The organism is Streptomyces sp. NPDC056883 (assembly GCF_042788835.1).
GTDB lineage: Bacteria > Actinomycetota > Actinomycetes > Streptomycetales > Streptomycetaceae > Streptomyces > Streptomyces stoeckheimensis.
Genome location: NZ_JBHUBS010000001.1, coordinates 209,134 through 226,161, shown reverse-complemented (window position 1 = coordinate 226,161; position 17,028 = coordinate 209,134). Strand labels below are relative to the sequence as shown.

The window sequence follows — 17,028 nt, the reverse complement described above, 5'->3', positions numbered from 1 at the left end:
GAAGAGGGAGGCGGCGGGCGCGGCGATTGCCACAGCGGGTTGCCTGCGTCCACATTAATTGCAGGCGCGGGATATTTGCAAGCGCGGGCAATTGCAGACGTGCCCTATCCTGGAGTCAGCCACACGGCTTCGAGGAGGACGCCCATGACGGCCACGGACAGTGCACTCACCGCCCTCTCCCAGGGCTGGTGCGCCCTCTCCCTCCTGCACGGGCGCATCGAGACGCACATCGAGCGCGCTCTCCAGGCGGGACACGACCTGAGCGTGCGCGAGTACTCCCTGCTCGACGTCCTCAGCCGTCAGCACAGCGGCCCGGGCGGCCACCTGCGCATGCACCAGGTCGCGGACGCGGTGGTGCTCAGCCAGAGCGCGACGACCCGGCTGGTCAGCCGGCTGGAGGACCGCGGGCTGCTGAGCCGCTACCTGTGCGACACGGACCGCCGGGGCATCTACACCGACGTCAGCCCGGCCGGCCTGGCGCTCCTGGCCGAGGCCCGCCCCACCAACGACACCGCCCTGCGCGAGGCCCTGGACGAGGCGGCGCGCACTCCGGAGCTCGCCCTGCTGGTGGCCGCGGTGAAGAACACCCCGGCGGGGGTTCCGGCCGCCTGAGCCGTCTCTTCCGACGGCAGCCGGCCCCGGGCCGCGGCGCCCGGGGCCGGCCGGGTCACTGCCCGGAGGCGATGGCGGGTTCGCGCAGCTGGACCTCCGCACCCGTCTGCTTGAACGACTCCGCGGAGACCGGTACCAGCACGGCATCGCGGTGGAAGTCCCGCAGGCTGGTCGACCCGCAGCTGATCATCGTCGAGGTGAGCTTCGCCCGGGTCCGCTCGACGTTGTCGTACAGACTGCCGGCGTAGGGCACGTAGCCGTCGACGCCCTCTTCGAAGACCATCCGGCCGCGCTGACCGTAACGGGCCGCGTTCTGCGCACGCCGCGAGCCTTCGCCCCAGTACTCCTTGTACCACTGGTCGCCGATCTGCAGCTTCCGCGACGGGCTCTCGTCGAGCCGGGCGAAGTAGCGGCCGAGCATGATGAAGTCCGACCCCATCGCCAATGCCATCGCCATGTGGGAGTCACTGAGCAGGCCGCCGTCGCAGCACAACGGCACGTACACACCGGTCTCCTGGGCGTAGGCATCGCGCGCCTGGACCACATCGAGCAGCGCGGAGGCCTGCCCGCGGCCGATGCCCTTCTGCGCCCGGGTGGTGCAGATGGCCCCGCCGCCGATCCCGACCTTCACGAACGCCGCGCCCGCATCGGCCAGATAGCGGAAGGCCCTGCCGTCGACGACGTTCCCCGCGCCGACGTGAACGTCCTCGCCGTACGTCTCCCGCGCGAACTCCAGGGTCCTCGCCTGATGTACGGAGTATCCGTCGGAGGAGTCCAGGCACAGCACGTCCGCGCCGGCTTCCGTCAGGGCGGGAATGCGGTCCTTGAAGTCACGGGAGTTGATGCCCGCACCCACGCGCAGACGCTCCGCGCCGTCCACCGTCGCGCGGTGATGCGTCTCGCCGGTCCGGACGTCGGCCCCGTGCTGCTTCACCGCCAGCACGTCCGCGGCCTGGTCCTCGATCAGCTGGTTCTGGTGGATGAACGACAACCCGCCGGCCCGCGCCAGTGCCACCGCCAGCGTCGGCGACGACACCGCCTGCATGATGGCGCTCACCAAGGGCGTGGCGACCCGAATGCCCGGCTCTTCGCCGACCCGGTGACGCACCAGCGGCGCCCCGAGATCCACGTTGTCCGGCGTGCAGTCTTCTGTGGTCAGGCCCGGGATGAGGAGGTATTCGCTCAGCGTACGAGAAATCTCGGGGAGGATTTTCACATGGTCTCCAGCAGGGAGCCTGCGCGCCGATCGATGAGGGATCGATGCGGGATCGACGAGGCTCGTACGGGCAGTGCGGATCAATGCCGGCCGGTGGCGCGCAATCGGAAGGATGCGCTCTGGAGATCCTCAGAGCGGGCGCGACCGGCGGAGCAGTGCTCGCACGCGCGGCCGAACCGGCGGCGAAGGCAGGGCAAACCCCCGGTCCTCCGCGCGGTGCTGCACAGGCGCTGACTTCCATTGCGCCATGAGTGATCTTAACGCACTGCCGCTGTGCGCCCGTCGGCGCACAGCGGCAGGAGTGGCGGGAGCATCGGGTCGCCAGCGCCGAAGTCGGCCTCTCCTCCTCGTACTTGGCCGGGCGGCCTAGACCCGCTGCGCCAGCACCTGGCCGGGCCAGGTTCCGGAGAGGAACGGGTCGGTGCGGGTGAAGCCGTTGCGCTCGTAGTACGCGACCAGTTCGCCCGTACCGCCCGCCCAGCAGTCGACCCGCAGCAGCTCCACGCCGGCCCGCCTGGTCTCCTCCACGGCCCGGGCCAGCAGGGCGGCCCCGACGCCCAGGCCCGCGTACCTCCGGTCGGAGATCAGCAGCCGGACGTACCGCTCGGGTTCCCCGGCGGGTGCGATCATCGGCATCTTCGGGCTCGGCCCGGAGTCCAGCACCAGAGCTCCGACGGGCACCCCGCCCAGCTCCGCGACGTACGGGGAGTTCTCGGTCGTGTACCGCTGGACCCGCTCCACCCCGCCGGGGATCTGCGAGTAAGGGACCGTGCCCCACTGCTCGGTGTTCCCGCGGGCGTTCATCCAGGCCACGGCCGCGTCGAGCATGTCCAGAACGGCCGGTACGTCCGCCGGGCCGCCCGGCCGGATCCGTATGCCGTGTGTGGTGTCGTTCATGGAACGAGCCTAGACGCCGTCCCGGTGCGGATCCCCGGCGCTCAGCGCACGGTACTCCGTGGGCGTGAGCCCGTACGCCTCGCGGAACGCCCGGCTGAAGGCCACGGGCCCGCCGAATCCCCAGCGGGCGGCGATGGACTGCACCCGGTGTGCGGCGAGTTCGGGACGGCCCAGGTCGGCGCGGCACTGTTCCAGGCGGCGTCGGCGGATCCGGGCCTGGACGGTCTCCCCCTGCCCCCGGAAGAGCTGGTGGAGCCCGCGCACCGAGATGTTGTGGCGGGCCGCGATCGCGGGCGGTCCCAGCTCAGGGTCGCCGAGGTTGTGCTCGATGAAGGCGTGGATCCGCCGCAGGAGGACTTCCGCCCGGGCTTCGGAGGGGATCCGGTCCTCGGCGTCCAGGTGCTGGGCCAGGCAGGCCGTGGCGAGGTCGACGGCGACCGTGCCCAGCCGGGCCAGTTCCTCGGGCGCGCATTCGGCGGCGTGGTCCTCCAGGGCGGCCATGAAGGAGGCCAGGATCGCCGCGATTCCGCGGTCGCCCGGTATGCGGCGGGCCAGCAGTCGTTCCAGCCGTTCGGGACGCAGCGGCAGGATGCCCCGGGGGAGCATCAGGATCGTCGCGCGCACCTGGCCGCCGTCCGCGTGCATCGTGTTGTCGGAGGGGAGCGAGGTGTCCCACAGCATGAGGTCCCCGGCCCCGACCGTGCACGCGTTGCGGTTCTGGGACATCGACGTGACGCCCGTGCGCAGGAGGGCCAACTGGTACTGCTCCGGGTCGCCGCGCCGGATCAGTGCGGGCGTCCGCCGCGAACGCAGGGGCGACAGGGTGAACTTGGACGCGCGCAGGGGCCCCAGGTCCACCACGGCGGCCTCGCCCTGGAAGTCGGCCGGCCGTTCGCTGCTGAGGGCGGCCGGCATCACCTCGCGCGAGATGATGTCGGCGTACCAGTCGAACCGCTCCCCCGCCGGGACCCCGCCCGACGACACCAATGACCACATCCCGCGCTCCCCCCGTCCGCATGCTTGGCAAGATCCAAGCATGCGGCCAACGGACCACCACCGGCGCATGGTTCGGGCCCGGGTGCCGCCCCGCCCCCTCAGCGGCGGCCCGGTGACGCCGTGGCCGGCGGGGAGGAGGGCGAGGCCGAGGGCTGCGCCGCGGCGGTCGGCGAGCCCGACGGAGCCGAGCGGGCGGAACTCGGCTGTGGCGCACCCGTACCGGACTGCGGAGGCCGCGAGGGGCTCGCGCTGGGCACGTGCGAATTCGAGGGCGCGGCCGAAGGAGAAAGCGGCGACGGCGACGGCGACGCGGACGGGACGACCGACGGGGACGGACCGTCCTGAACCGTCCCCGGAGCCGAACCGGTCGGCGAAGCCGACGGCGGCGCGGCGGGCGGCACGGGCACCGGGCCCGGGCGGACCGGGGCGTCCGGCGCCAGTACGGCGTACCCCACCACCACCGCGGCGGCGGCCGCCAGCCCCGCCAGGGGCAGCGCGAAACCGCGCGGCCAGGCCCACGGCAGGCGCAGCCCGCCCGGCACCGGCGGCTGCGCAGGCCGCAGATCGCGCACGGTGATCCCGGCCGCGCGGGCGTCGAGGGCCTGTCGCAGCCGGTACTCCACCGGCCGCTCGGCCGGCACCCCGGAGGGCAGGTGCGCCCCGGACGGCCCGTACACGTCCGCCGGCTCCCGGCCCGGCCCCGTGGCCGGCTCCTGTCCACGCGTCATATCCGACCCTCCAGAATCCGTTCCAGCGCGTCCAGCCCGCGGCTCGCGTTCGATTTGACCGCCCCCCGGCTGATCCCCAGCGTCTCGGCGATCTCCGCCTCGCTGAGGTCGGCCCAGTAGCGCAGCACCAGGACCTGCCGCCGCCTCGGCGTCAACCGCCCCAGCGCGGCGAGGACCTCGCGGTGCGCCTCGTCGAGGACCACGGAGGCCTCGGCGGAGGGTACGTCGGCGGGTGCCTGCGGGATCCACGCGCGGGCGGTCCGGCGGCGGCGCAGCACGGAGCGGGCCGTGTTGACGACGGCCGTGCGCAGGTAGCCCAGCGCGTTGTCCACCTCCGTGATCCGCTCGCCGTGGCGCCGGTACAGCGCCGTGAAGGCGTCCTGCACCACGTCCTCGGCGGTACCGAGATCGTCGACCAGCAGCACCGCCAGCCGGACCATCCGCAGCCGGTGGGCGTGGTAGAGCTCGGTCACGGTGGGCGGCGGGCCGCCCGCCTCGGAGGGGTGGCCGTACGTGTACGCGTGCCGGTACGGCTCCGACGGCGCGGGCGGGGCCTGCGCGGCGGAGGAGCGCTCACGGCGCAGCAGGAACGACCACAAGCCCCGCCGCGGCCGGTCGAAACCGGACGCGACGGGGCCCGCGGGGAATGCGAGGTGGAGCACGGGGGTCCTCAGCCGTTGGCGCGGCGCCGCACGGTGTACAGGGTCGCGGCCCCGGCGGTGATCAGCACGGCGGCCCCGGCGCCGAGTGCGGCCGTGGTGGCGGAGGAGCCAGTATGCGCGAGCTCGGGCTCTCCGGGCGAGGACGGGGCGGCGCTCGGAGCCGCGCTGGGTGCGGCGCTCGGGGACACGCTCGGGACGGAGCTGGGGGAGGCGCTCGGCGTGGTGCCCGGGGGCAGGCTCACCGAGGGCTGCGGCTTCGGAGCCGAGGGGACCACGCTCGGCGCGGCGGTCGGCGCGGTGGTCGCCGGGGCGGGGGCGGGTGCGGTCGGCGAGGCGGACGGCCCCTGTGCGGCGGAGGCCGGACCGGCCAGCGCGAGGGCCGCGCCGGCGGCGGCGACGGCGAGGGCCGCCGCCCTGCGGGCGGACAGCGGGGCGCGCTTCAGGTTCTTCACGGTGGTTCTCCACGGTCGGCTGCGGGGCGCGGGATCACGCCCTTCACCCCCGCACGACGCGCGAGTCCCCGGGAGGTTGCCGCCGTTCCCGAAAAACTTTTCGCAGCCTCGGGCCGGTGTGGCCCGGCACCGGCCCGGCTACCCCCGTAGCGCTCGCAGGGCCGTGCCGAGGGTGGCCACGCCCTCCTCGATCTCCCCCACCGAGCCCGCGGCGTAGCCGAGGACCAGGCCCGCCGGGCCCGGGGTGATCCGGTGCCAGGACAGGGGGTGGGCCTTGACCCCGAGGTCCAGGGCCGCGGCGGCGAGGGCGGTGTCGTCGATGCCCTCGGCGTCCGCCCCCTCGAAGGTGACCATCAGGTGCAGCCCGGCCGCCGCCCCGTGCACCCGTGCGCCGGGCAGTTCGGCGGCGATCGCGCGGAGCATCGCGTCCCGGCGGGCCCGGTGGCGCCTGCGTACGAAGCGCAGGTGGCGCTCCAGCTCCCCCGAGGCCATCAGCCGGGCCAGCACCAGCTGGGCGAGGACGGGATTGCCGAGGTCGGCGTAGCGCTTGGCCTCGATCACGGCGTCCAGCCTGCGCGGCGGGACCAGCAGCCAGCCCAGTCGCAGGGCGGGGGCCAGGAGTTTGGAGACGCTTCCGGTGTAGCAGACGGCCTCCGGGAGCAGGGCTCGCAGGGCCGGTACGGGGGCGCGGTCGTAGCGGTGTTCGGCGTCGTAGTCGTCCTCGATGACGACTCCCCCGGCCGCCGCCCAGCGGAGCAGTTCGCGGCGGCGTTCTCCCTCGAGGACGACCCCCGTGGGGAACTGGTGCGCCGGTGTCAGCACCACCGCCTGGGCCGGGCCGGCCGCCAGGGCGGCGGTGTCGATGCCTCCCCCGTCCACCGGTACGGGCAGGATGCGCATGCCCCCGTGTTCCAGTTGCCGGCGCGTCCCGAGCGAGCCGGGGTCCTCGACCGCCACGTGCCGTACGCCTTCCGCGCGCAGCACCTGTGCCAGCAGTCCGAGCGCCTGCGCCACGCCCGCCACCACGACCACCTCGTCGGGGTCGGCGCGGATCCCGCGGTTCAGGGCGAGCCAGCCGACGATCGCCTCGCGCAGCGCGGGGGTGCCCTGCGGGTTCCCGTAGCCGAAGTCGGCGGGGGTCAGCTCGGCCAGGACCCGGCGTTCCGCCTGGAGCCAGGCCGTGCGCGGGAACGCGGCCAGGTCCGGCGCCCCGGGCGAGAGGTCGATCCGGCCCGGGGCCGCGCGCAGCGCGTCGACGAGGGCGCCCCATTCCCTCGTGCCGAACGGGTCGGCCGGGTCCCGGAGTGCGGAGCGCGCGGGCTCGGACGAGGGCTGCCCTCCGGTCACCGGTGCGGCCACCACGACCGTCCCCGCACGGCCGCGGCCGGCCACCTGGCCGGTCTCCGCCAGCCGCTGGTACGCCTCGGTGACCAGTCCCCGGGAGACCCGCAGCTCGGCGGCGAGGACGCGGCTGGCTGGGAGGCGGCTGCCGACGGCGAGCGTGCCGTCGGCGATGGCCGCACGGAGCCGGTCGGCGAGCCAGTCGGTGCGCCCGCCGGCTGGTGCCCGGCCGATGTCCAGCTGGAGGAAGTCCGACCCCCCTGCTTCGGACCCCGCCGCTTCGAAACCTGCTGTTACGGACCCCTCTACGGTGCTCTCTTTGGACCTGTCCATTGGTCCATTGTGGCGCCAGGCTCGACGGTATGAACACCTCGCCCCCTTCACACGCTTCGCACCCTTCACCGCCTTCGCCGCCTTCGCCCCGGCAGTTGCGCGACCTCGCCCCCGGCATCGCCGGCATGGCGCTCGTCGGCAGCAGCGTCACCGTCTCCCGCTCCCTCGTGGACGCCCCGCTCTTCGGGGTGCAGGCCGTGCGCTACACCATGGCTGCGCTGCTCCTCTTCGGCCTGGCCCGGCTCGCCCGGGTGCGGATCGCCGCGCCGCGCGGCCGGGAGTGGCTGTGGCTGGCCGGGGTGGCCGCGACCGGGCTGGTGCTGTTCAACGTCGCCGTCGTTCGGGGCGTCGCGCACGCCGAGCCGGCCGTGATCGCCGTCGCCGTGGCCTGCGTACCCGTCCTGTTCGGGGTGCTCGGCCCGCTGATGGAGGGCCGCAGGCCCAGCCGCCGGGTGCTGCTGGCCGCGCCGGTGGTCGTCGCCGGGGCGGTGCTGGTGGAGGGAACGGGCCGGACGGACGCGGCCGGGGTCGGCTGGGCCGCGCTCGCGCTGGGCTGCGAGGCCGGGTTCACCCTGCTCGCGGTGCCGGTGCTGAGGCGCCACGGGGCGTGGGGGGTGTCCTTGCACGCGGTGTGGATGGGCGCGGTGATGCTGGCGGTGCTCACGGTGTGCGTCGAAGGGCCCGCGGAGCTCGTGTCCGTGAGCCCGCGCCAGTGGGCCGCCGCGGGGTACCTCGCGGTGATGGTGACGGCGGTGGCCTTCCTCCTCTGGTACCGCACGGTGGCCGCGGTGGGCTCCGGCCGGGCCGGGCTGCTGACCGGGGTGGCCCCGCTCGCGGCGGCGGGCGCGGGAGCCGTCACGGGCGGCGGAGTACCGGGGCCGGCGGTGTGGCTGGGCCTGGCCGTGGTGGTCGCCGGGCTGGCGGCAGGGCTCCGGCCGGAGCGGGCACCCGGCAGGGCGTCCGCAGGCGAGCGGCCCGCGCCGGTCGCGGCGGTCGCGCCGATCGCGCCGGTCGCGCGAAAGCCTCGTAACGCCCAGGAGTCCGCGGCCCCTTGAGCACGCCCCGCCTTGTGGATCACAATCCGCAGATGGCAACGCCTCCGTACAGCAGTTGGATGCGGTACTTCTCGCCGACCGCCAACCACCGCCGGCTCGGGCTGGTGTGCCTCGGTGTGGGGGTGCAGCAGGGCGAGCTGCCGGTGGTCGGCCCGCGCGTGCTCGACCACCACGTCGCGGTGGTGGTGTGCGCCGGCCGGGGCTGGTTCAGCCACGGCGGGCGGGCCCCGCAGCCGGTGACGGCACCGGCGCTGCTGTGGCTCGTGCCCGGGGTGGAGCACCACTACGGCCCCGATCCGCAGACCGGATGGGACGAGTGCTTCGTGGATTTCGCCGGCCACAGCGTGGAGGCGTACACCGACCTGGGCTACGTCACCCCCGACCGGCCGCTGGTCCCGCTCAGCGGCACGGCCGGGGTGCGGCACGTGGTCGACGGGATCGTCCGGGCGGCCCGCCTCGGCGGCCCCCTGCTGGAGGTGGAGGCCGCCGCGGCCGTGCACGGGCTGCTCGTCGCACTGCGCTACGCCCGGGCCGGGGTGTCGCGGCACGGGGACGCCGTGATGGACACCCTGGCCCGGGACGCACTGCTGCCGATCTCGGTGGCCGAGCACGCCGCCCGGCTCGGGATGAGCCTCCCCGAACTGCGCGGAGCGGTGCGGGGCAGTACCGGGGAGGGGGTCAAGGAGTACCTCCTCGGTATCCGCCTGAGCCGGGCGAAGGAGCTGCTGGCCCGGACCGACCTGCCGGTCGCCGGGGTCGCCCGGCGGGTCGGTTACGAGGATGCCGCCTACTTCAGCAGGCTGTTCAGCCGCCGGGTGGGCGTGGCGCCCGGCCGGTTCCGCCAACAGCAGTCGGTGCAACAGCAGTCGGCGCGATGGCTCCTCTCTCCCCCGGAGCCGTCACCGCGGGAAGGACCCGTCACGGCAGGTAGCCGATGTTGAGTTCCGCGACCGCCGTCCACGGATTGCCCGAAACCTCCCTCGTGGCCTTGAGCTTGACGTAGCGCGCGGTGCGCGCCGTGAAGGCGACGTCCTGCTGGGCGGTGGTGTTGGCAAAGGTGCCGGAGGCGGCCGCCGTTCCCCAGGTGACGCCGTCGGTGGAGGTGAGGACCTGGTAGTCGGCGATGCGTCCGTTGCTCTGCGTCTGCCGGGGCAGGTAGTGCAGGGCGGAGACGTTGTACGAGGCGCCGAGGTCGAGGGTGATCTCGTGCGGCATCGGCGCGGTGGCCTGGTACCACTGGGTGTGCCAGATGGTGGCGCTGTCCCCGTCGAGCACGTTGGCCGCGGCGCCGTTCTCGCCCGCGGTCTCCTGGCTGTCGACCGCCTTGACGCTCATCTGCGCCTGCGGGACGAGGAGTTCGCCGCCGCTCCCGGAGCCCAGGTCGTCGACGGCGAGGTCGTCGAGGATGAAGTCGGCCTCGTTGTGGGAGCCTTCGCCGGTGACCTTCCGTACGCCGATCCAGGCGTCGGTCCCCGCGGTGAAGGTCTTGGTGAAGGTGGTGGCCGTCCGGGCCTGGTCCAGCGCGGTGGCCGTCTCGGTGCTGCCGGAGCCGGTGATGAACTGGTAGTCGCCGCTGAAGCCGTTCTCGTAGCTGAAGGTGACCTTGTACGAGCGGCCGGGCGTCAGCCGCAGGGTCTGCGGGAGGGTGCGGTAGACCAGGCCCTGGCGTTCCTCGTGCGATTTCAGCGAGTTCTGCCCGCTGATCACGTCGTCGACCAGCTTTCCGTTCCAGCCCGCCTGGGTGTACGGGGCGTTGCGCTGGGCGATGTGGGTGCGCGGGTCGGTGGCCGAGCCGCCGGCGCCGCCGAAGGCGAAGGGGCCCCAGCCCGCGTCGACGTTCTCGAAGTCCTCGGTGAACCAGTGGCCGTTCAGCGGGGTGCGGGCGGAGCGGACGACCCGTACGTCGTCCAGGTAGACGGTGCCGGAGCCGGAGGCCGCGGACAGTTTGAGGGTGGCCGCCGACTGCCCCGCGGGGACGTCGAAGAGCACCTTCATGCGCTGCATCTTGGTGCCGTTCTTCTCGCTGCCGCCGAGGTTGTTGGTCAGCGTCGAGGAGTCGGCGTAGACGGAGCCGGCCGTGCCTCCGGCCGGGGTCACGGTGAGGGTGGCTGCGCGTCCGGCCGGGGTGGAGACCCAGACGGAGGCGGCGTAGGTGCCGGGGGCGAGTCCGGTGAGCTGCTGGGAGACGGCGGGGGCGGTGCTCGGGGCCATCGTGAGCTCGTTCTGCCCCTGGGCGTTGCGGGTGACGGCGGCGCCGGAGCCGGTGACGGTCCAGGCGTTCAGGTTGCCGGAGAAGAAGGAGGGGTCCTTGACGGGGGCACCCTCGCCCCAGTTCGGGTCGGCCTGGGCCGGGGCGGCGCCGTTGGTGACGACGTAGGCGGTCTTGGCGGCGGCGTTGATGGTGACCTGCCCGCCGGTGACGGCCAGGTCGCCGACCAACTGGCGTCCGTTGTCGGTCAGTTTGTACAGCTTGGGCGAGGACCAGCCGGCCGGCAGGGTCCAGGTGGTGGAGGCCGCCTTGTCGTTCCAGTGGTAGAGCTTGCCGTCGCGCGGGAGCAGGTAGGCGGAGCCGTCGAGGACGGTCCGGCCGGCCGTGGTGATCTTGCGGGTGTTCCCGGAGGTGGTGATGGTGGTGCCGTTGGCGAGGGTGACCGTGTTGGCGGTCCACTTCACGATCGGCGATTCCTGGAGGTACTTGGTCGGCAGGTTGGTCGCGAAGGTGGTGGAGAGGAAGGAGGTGAAGTCCCGCTTGCCCTGCCAGCCCTCGTAGGCGGTGATCTCCGCGCCGCCGAGCAGCGGGTTGGCGGCGATCCAGTCGTCCTTGGTGTGGTTGGCGATGAAGCGGGCGATGTTCGAGTTGATGCCCTTGAGGTCGGTGCCGCCGTAGTTGACGTCGGTGGCCCAGTGGTGCCAGAGGGACTGTCCGGTCATGGAGTTGGGGAACTCCGTGGCGAGCTGGTAGCCGAGGCCGCCGATCTCGCGCTCGAGCCTGCGCGAGAGGTAGCCGTCGCCGTACCAGACGTCCACGTAGAGGAAGTCCAGGCCGGGGGCGGCTGCCTTGAGGTCCTGGAGCCGCTTCAGGCGCCCGCCGGACTGTCCGTCCTTGCGGGTGTCCACGTAGTACGACTGGTCGAGCCAGTCCCAGCCGAGGCCGCCGGTCTGGTGCGCCGGGTCGAAGGTGGCCGAGACCGGGTACTCCTCGGTGGCGTTGATGTGGACGCCGAAGTCGGCGTTGTAGCTGTGGCCGACGGTGGTGAGGGTGTTCAGGTCGGTGGCGCCGCCGAGCTTGGAGCCGATGTTCTTGTAGTCCATGTGGGCCGAGTCGTGGCCCTCGGAGGCGTACCCCTTGAGCAGGACGAACTGGCCGAGGCCGTCGGTGGCGAGGTTGACCCGCTTGGTCTCGTCGAGGGTCTCGGCGAAGGGGTGGGTGGCCGCGGAGGCGAAGTTGAAGGGGATGCGCTGCACGACCCGGTCGGCGGTCTGCTGCCAGCCGGTGGGAGCGGTCCAGATGTCGCGGTAGGCGACCGCCGCGTCCTGCCAGTCCACGGCGGAGTCGGCGTTGCGGTCGGCCGTGATCGCGACCCGGACGTAGGGCAGCGGCTCGGTGTCGGTGTCGGCCGCGCCCGAGGCCCGGTAGAGCCAGGATCCGCTCCACAGGCCGGCCCGGCGGTAGCCGCCCTTGTCGGTGACCTGCTTGCTGATCCGGCCGTTCTCGTTGGCGGTGCCGCCCGAGGGGGCGTCGTAGTACGAGTTGGAGTCGATGGCCGCGGCCAGTTTGCCGGTGTTGGCCAGCCCGTACATCACGGTCGTCGCGGAGGCGTCCACCGGGGTGTTCGCGGTGATCGGGGTGAAGGTATCCCCGGTCCCGGTGGTGGCGGTGTGCATCTTCGCGGTGGAGAGCGCGGCGCCGGTCTGGTTGCTGCGGACGCTGACGAGGTTGTGGTTGGGGATGGCGAAGCTGCGGACGCGCAGGGCGGCCGTGTCCTCGACCGCCGTGACCTTGAACTCCACCACCGAACCGGTCACCGAGAGCCGCGACCTGATGGTCACTCCGGAGAAGGCCAGCGCGTAGTCCACGCCGGAGGCGGAGGGGGTCGAGGTGACGGTGGGGGTGTAGGTGGTTCCGTTGACGACGATCGCGCCGATGGCGTCCTCGTTGCCGTTCAGCACGTCCCCGGTGGCGGTGCGGGTGTAGCTGATGACGCGGGGGAAGGCGCTGTCCACGCTGACGGACAGCTCGGGCGAGGTGATCGTCACGGGGCCGGCCGCCACGGCGGGGGCGGCGGGCACGGCCACGACCAAGGTGGCCACGAGACCGGCCACCGCGGCTGCGGCCGGCCAGAGGGGGGTTCGCATCGGACCTCCGGGAGTCGGCGCTTCCTGGGCGGAAGACCGCACACCGTGGAGGCCGGCGGTCCGCTCACTGACCTGACAGCCTGCGGACCACGGCCCGGCAGGCCCATGGACAAAGCCGCGCCCCGTCCTGGACTTATGTGACGGGTGGGTCGGGTGGGCGCACGCGCCCCGGCGGTGAGAGCGCGCAGAGCGCGATCAGGGCCACGGCCCTCGTGGCCAGGTGACCCGACCGGCCGCCCGGGGCCGCCCGGCCCGTCTAGGAAGCCCGTTCACCAGGACGGAAGGCCCAACCCACCGGCCGGGGATGCCCCTAGGCCGGCTCGGCTCCCTCTGCCTCCCGGGGGGCCGGGTACGCGGCCTCGGGCGAGCCGCGTCGGACCCACAGCAGGGCGCCCGCCAGGAGCAGTGCGGCCCCCGTCAGCCAGGGCAGCGGGCCCCGGGGCAGCACGCCGACGAGCAGGCCCGTGAGGGCTCCGGTCAGTTGGAGGGCGAGGGACTGGACGGACAGGGCCGTGGCTCGTCCCGTGCTCGGCACCCGGCGGTGCAGGAGGTCGTTCTGGCTCGGTCCCGCCGCGCCGAGGCCGAGGTACACCAGGCCGTAGCCGAGGATCGCGAGGGCAAGCGCGACCGGGCCCGCCGCCACGGCGGTGGCGCCGAGCAGGAGCAGTCCGCCCGCGCCGGCGCCCAGGCCCAGCAGGACCGCGCGCTCGCCGCTGCCCGCGAGCCGCGCGGTCAGGGGTGCGAGGTGGCTCCCGAGTCCGGAGCAGAGGAACCCGGCGCAGGCGAGCACGGCGAAGAGCATCGCGCCCGATTCCGGCGCCCCGGTGAACGACGCGGCGCGGCCCGGCGTCAGCAGTTCGAGCGCGGCGAGCGCGCCGCCCGCGGCCGCCGCGCTCAGGAGCACCCGGCGGATCAGCGGATCGCGGCCGCCCAGCCGTACCCCCTCGGTGATGGTGGCCGGGATGCCGTGGAGGACGGAGCGCAGGGTGCTCGGCGGGCGGGGCGGTTCGGGGAGCGCGGTGAGGACGTACAGCACGAAGGCCGTCTCCACGACGGCGCCCAGCAGCGGTGGTATGGAGAGCGGGAGCACCAGCCCGGAGGTTTCCCGGCTGAGCCGGGCGGCGGCTCCGTCGCCGCGGGCGAGCAGCCAGGGGAGCGCGCCCCCGAGCAGCGTGCCCGCCGCGAGCGCGGCGGAGACCGCGGAGCCGCCGCGGGCCAGTCCGGTGCGCAGTTCGGCGTCGGGGCCGGAGTGGGCCTGGACCGTGTCGACGTACCAGGCCTCGGCGGGTCCGCTGGACAGCGCGCGCCCCGCGCCCATGAGGGCCATCCCGAGGGCGAGGACCCAGGGCGCGGTGCCCAGGCCCTGGAGGGTGAAGGCCGTCAGGTTGAGCAGGCCCGCGGCGGCCAGCACGGCGCGGCGGCCCAGCACGTCGGAGAGTCCGCCGGTGGGCAGTTCCAGTGCGGCGGCGGTGACGGAGTGCGCGACGAAGAACGCGGCGACGGCGGTCAGGGACATGCCGCGCTCGGTGAAGAGCAGGATCAGCGGGCTGACGGCCAGGCCCACGGGGAACCAGTAGAGGACGCAGGCGGTCACGTAGCGGCGTCCCGCGGTGCGCGGGTCCAGGGACCCGGTCACGCCGCGGCTCCGGTGGTCCCGGAGACGGAGGGGGCCGACTCGGGTTCGCGTGCGCGTTTGAATTCTTCGCAGATCATCACGGGAGGTTAGGGCCCCGCCGCGGTGATCGCCAAGACACCCCCCGGGCCGTCTAGGTCGTCTCTTTCGGATCTTGCCGGTCAGGCCCGGCAAGATCCGAAAGAGACGGCCTAGGTGCTCGCCGGCACCAGGATCACGGCCGTCCCGTACGCGCACACCTCGGTGCCGACATCGGCCGCGTCGGTCACGTCGAAGCGCATCATCAGCACGGCGTTCGCGCCGCGCGCCTTCGCCTGCTCGATGAGCCGTTCCATGGCCTGGTTGCGGGTCTCCACCAGGGTCTTGGTGAGGCCCTTCAGTTCGCCGCCGATCATCGATTTCAGGCCGGCGCCGATCTGGCTGCCCAGGTGGCGGGAGCGGACGGTGAGGCCGAAGACCTCTCCGATGACCTGCTCGACCCGGTAGCCGGGGACGTCGTTCGTCGTCACGACCATCACACCGGTCTGCTGTGCGCCGGCGCCGCCGCCGTAATCCTCGATACCCATGGCATCCACTCTGGCGGCGTCGCGCGGTGCCCGCATCCGGAGGAGGGGGCCGGGGCTTCGGAGCAGCCGGGTTGCGTCCCCGGGCGGACCCGCGTATTGGGCATATCGGGCGAAGTCACGGTGCGTCAACGGGACCTCCCGGTCCTCCGTCGCCATAGTCGTCCCTGGCAACCGCCTGGTTGCCGCCCCGCGCCGCGTGCCGCGGCCGGGCGGACGTCTTCTCGGAGGAGCCGGCTCATGCTGAAGCCCACCAGGACCATCCTCGCCCTCACCGCCGGAAGCATGGTGCTCGGCCTGGTCGGGGCGGGCACGGCCGTCGCGGCCGACCACTCGGTGCCGCGCGGACCGGTCCTTACCACTCCCGTCCAGGACGCCGACGAGGAAGACGACTACGGCCGGGACGACGAGGACGGCAACCGCAGGCACGCCCGCGGCGTCGTCATCTCGCGCGGCCCCCTGACCGTCCGCAGCAGGCCGACCACCCACTCCCACAAGGTGGGCCGGGTGCACCCGCACGAGAAGCTCTCCATCGAGTGCAAGACGCGCGGCGAGCGGGTGGACGGGAACAACCTCTGGTACCTGCTGGAGGAGCGGGACGAGCACGAGTCCATGGACGAGGACCGCAAGGGCGCGATGACCCCGAAGTCGGCGAAGGCCGCCAAGGACCGCGACGACCGCTGGGTCGCCGCCCGCTACGTCAAGAACCTGGGCGAGGTCCGCTACTGCCGCTCCTAGGCACCGCCCCGCGGCGGGCCTATGGCCGCATCTCCGGGCGTACGGTGCGCGGTCCCACGCACCGTGCACCGTACGCCCGTACCCGTATCCGCAGTTCCCGGTCCGCCGTGACCACGACGCACCCGCCGCGCTCCGCGCAGGCGGCCGCGAGCTCCACGATCCTGTCGTCGCCGCTGCCCGGCGCCTCGTCCACCCGTACGCCGGGCACCGAGGCGACGCCCCGCGCGGCGCCTTCGACGACGAGGACGATCTCCTCGCCCTCGTCGCGCAGCGCCAGCCGGTCGCGCAGCCGCTCGGCGGCGCCGCGCCGGTCCCGCCACCAGCCGTCCGGCACGGACCCGACGACGTTGGCACCGTCCACGATCAGTACGTTCGGCTCGTCCATCCCTTCAGTATGGCGAGCCCTGCGGAGGCCGGAGTGCCGCAGTGCCGGCACTGACGGCAGTACCGGCAGTGCCGGCCGGACTAGAAGTCGCCGTAGTTGACCTGCCAGGTCGCCAGACCCATCCGGCGCCAGATCGCCACCACGCGGTCGCGGTCGTCCAGGGAGACCCGGACCGCGTACCGGTCGCGCACGTGCGCGTTGAACAGCTCCGCCTTGACGATGTCGTCCCGGCGCGTGTCGCCCGCCGCCCGCATCCACAGTTCGTCGTACGGGACTTCGTGCTCCCGCAGCCAGGCCTCGGTCGGCTCCCGGTGCTCCTCCCCGCGCCCCGACAGCAGGACGACGGTGTCGCCGTCGGCGCGCCGGAAGGAGTCCAGCGCGTCGCGCACCGGGGTGTTCAGCGTGTCGAGGCCGCAGCGCGAGAAGTCGTACGGATTGCGGTCGCCGGTCATCGCGAGCGTGCCGTCGATATCGCACATGACCGCCGTGGGCAGCGCCGGGTCGGGGACGTACGGGGACACGTCCGGCTGGTCGTTGAGCCAGTCCTCGGTGAGCCGCCAGCCGCCCTTCCTGGCCTTCGCGTGCTTGTCCGCGAGTATCCGGATGATCTCCTCGCCGACCTGGCGTTCGCGCGCGGCGTCGCGCCGCAGGCACTCCTCCACGGGCACGTCGGTGAAGTCGTGCACGACGAAGGTGGCCCGTCCCGCCACGGCCGCCTTGAGCCGCTTGGGGATGTGCGAGGTCAGGTGGGTGTTGTCGACGACCACGTCGAAGCCGCCCTCGACGGCCGCGCCGACGGCCGCGTCCTGGATGTCCAGCACGGTCTGCTCGTGCTTGTACGAGCGCCCGCGCTCCGGGTCCGGCACGTCGAGCATGGCCCGCAGGTCGTCGAGGTTGACACGGCGCATCCGCCCGCCGGACTCCGCCTGGAGGGCGCGCGCGGCGGTGGTCTTCCCGGAGGCCGGCAGACCCGTCATGACGTGGACCACCGGAAGCGCCGGGGGCGCGGGGAGCGCGGCCGGGGACGCGGGGGTCTCGGTTTCGGGTGCTTCGGACACGGG

General features: G+C 73.5%; 16 protein-coding genes. 4 read left to right on the top strand and 12 right to left on the bottom strand.

Going from position 1 to position 17,028, the window contains the following annotated elements; genetic code table 11:
* The first annotated feature begins 144 nt into the window (after positions 1-144).
* Positions 145-612 carry a MarR family winged helix-turn-helix transcriptional regulator gene (locus tag ACFRU2_RS01035; RefSeq protein WP_267040458.1) on the top strand — a complete coding sequence of 156 codons (468 nt, stop codon included), beginning with the start codon at positions 145-147 and terminating at the stop codon, positions 610-612.
* A 55-nt stretch (positions 613-667) separates the two neighbouring features.
* Here ACFRU2_RS01035 and ACFRU2_RS01030 read toward each other — a convergent pair whose 3' ends face one another.
* The 7 genes from ACFRU2_RS01030 to ACFRU2_RS01000 form a co-directional block, all read right to left on the bottom strand.
* Positions 668-1,828, bottom strand: coding sequence for an IMP dehydrogenase (locus tag ACFRU2_RS01030; RefSeq protein WP_382966460.1), 1,161 nt, complete (start codon positions 1,826-1,828; stop codon positions 668-670).
* A gap of 366 nt (positions 1,829-2,194) precedes the next feature.
* On the bottom strand, positions 2,195-2,725 hold the full coding sequence (locus ACFRU2_RS01025) for a GNAT family N-acetyltransferase (RefSeq protein WP_382966459.1): 531 nt from the start codon (positions 2,723-2,725) through the stop codon (positions 2,195-2,197).
* Between the two features lie 9 nt (positions 2,726-2,734).
* Positions 2,735-3,721, bottom strand: a complete 987-nt coding sequence (locus ACFRU2_RS01020) for a helix-turn-helix domain-containing protein (protein ID WP_382966458.1) — start codon at positions 3,719-3,721, stop codon at positions 2,735-2,737.
* A 98-nt stretch (positions 3,722-3,819) separates the two neighbouring features.
* Entirely contained in the window at positions 3,820-4,449 is a 630-nt protein-coding gene (locus ACFRU2_RS01015; protein WP_382966457.1) for a hypothetical protein, read from the bottom strand.
* Complete coding sequence (locus tag ACFRU2_RS01010; protein ID WP_382966456.1) at positions 4,446-5,111, bottom strand: RNA polymerase sigma factor; 666 nt, start codon at positions 5,109-5,111, stop codon at positions 4,446-4,448. The genes ACFRU2_RS01015 and ACFRU2_RS01010 overlap by 4 nt, the downstream gene beginning before the upstream one ends.
* 8 nt (positions 5,112-5,119) lie before the next feature.
* Complete coding sequence (locus ACFRU2_RS01005) at positions 5,120-5,563, bottom strand: LPXTG cell wall anchor domain-containing protein (protein WP_382966455.1); 444 nt, start codon at positions 5,561-5,563, stop codon at positions 5,120-5,122.
* Positions 5,564-5,701: 138 nt separating this feature from the next.
* Positions 5,702-7,237, bottom strand: a complete 1,536-nt coding sequence (locus ACFRU2_RS01000) for a PLP-dependent aminotransferase family protein (protein WP_382966454.1) — start codon at positions 7,235-7,237, stop codon at positions 5,702-5,704.
* A gap of 95 nt (positions 7,238-7,332) precedes the next feature.
* On the opposite strand from ACFRU2_RS01000, the gene ACFRU2_RS00995 reads away from it, so the two are divergent.
* Positions 7,333-8,292, top strand: coding sequence for a DMT family transporter (locus ACFRU2_RS00995; RefSeq protein ID WP_382966453.1), 960 nt, complete (start codon positions 7,333-7,335; stop codon positions 8,290-8,292).
* 32 nt (positions 8,293-8,324) lie between these two features.
* Positions 8,325-9,233: a helix-turn-helix domain-containing protein gene (locus ACFRU2_RS00990; RefSeq protein ID WP_382966452.1), complete on the top strand. Its 909-nt coding sequence runs from the start codon at positions 8,325-8,327 to the stop codon at positions 9,231-9,233.
* Here the strand turns inward: ACFRU2_RS00990 and ACFRU2_RS00985 are convergent.
* The 3 genes from ACFRU2_RS00985 to ACFRU2_RS00975 all read right to left on the bottom strand — a co-directional run bounded on the left by ACFRU2_RS00985 (position 9,211) and on the right by ACFRU2_RS00975 (position 14,847).
* Positions 9,211-12,648, bottom strand: a complete 3,438-nt coding sequence (locus tag ACFRU2_RS00985; RefSeq protein ID WP_382966451.1) for an endo-alpha-N-acetylgalactosaminidase family protein — start codon at positions 12,646-12,648, stop codon at positions 9,211-9,213. The two genes, ACFRU2_RS00990 and ACFRU2_RS00985, sit on opposite strands and share 23 nt — an antisense overlap.
* Before the next feature lie 310 nt (positions 12,649-12,958).
* A complete protein-coding gene (locus tag ACFRU2_RS00980; protein ID WP_382966450.1) occupies positions 12,959-14,284 on the bottom strand; it encodes an MFS transporter in 1,326 nt (441 codons plus the stop codon).
* 188 nt (positions 14,285-14,472) lie between these two features.
* Entirely contained in the window at positions 14,473-14,847 is a 375-nt protein-coding gene (locus tag ACFRU2_RS00975; protein ID WP_382966449.1) for a YbjQ family protein, read from the bottom strand.
* A gap of 237 nt (positions 14,848-15,084) precedes the next feature.
* Here ACFRU2_RS00975 and ACFRU2_RS00970 point away from each other — a divergent pair, with 237 nt between their 5' ends.
* Positions 15,085-15,582: a hypothetical protein gene (locus ACFRU2_RS00970; protein WP_382966448.1), complete on the top strand. Its 498-nt coding sequence runs from the start codon at positions 15,085-15,087 to the stop codon at positions 15,580-15,582.
* Between the two features lie 19 nt (positions 15,583-15,601).
* On the opposite strand, the gene ACFRU2_RS00965 is transcribed toward ACFRU2_RS00970, so the two are convergent.
* Positions 15,602-15,967 (bottom strand): NTP pyrophosphohydrolase, encoded by a 366-nt coding sequence (locus ACFRU2_RS00965; RefSeq protein WP_382966447.1) that lies wholly within the window; start codon positions 15,965-15,967, stop codon positions 15,602-15,604.
* A gap of 80 nt (positions 15,968-16,047) precedes the next feature.
* Positions 16,048-17,025, bottom strand: a complete 978-nt coding sequence (locus ACFRU2_RS00960; protein WP_382966446.1) for an AAA family ATPase — start codon at positions 17,023-17,025, stop codon at positions 16,048-16,050.
* Between the last annotated feature and the right edge of the window lie 3 nt (positions 17,026-17,028).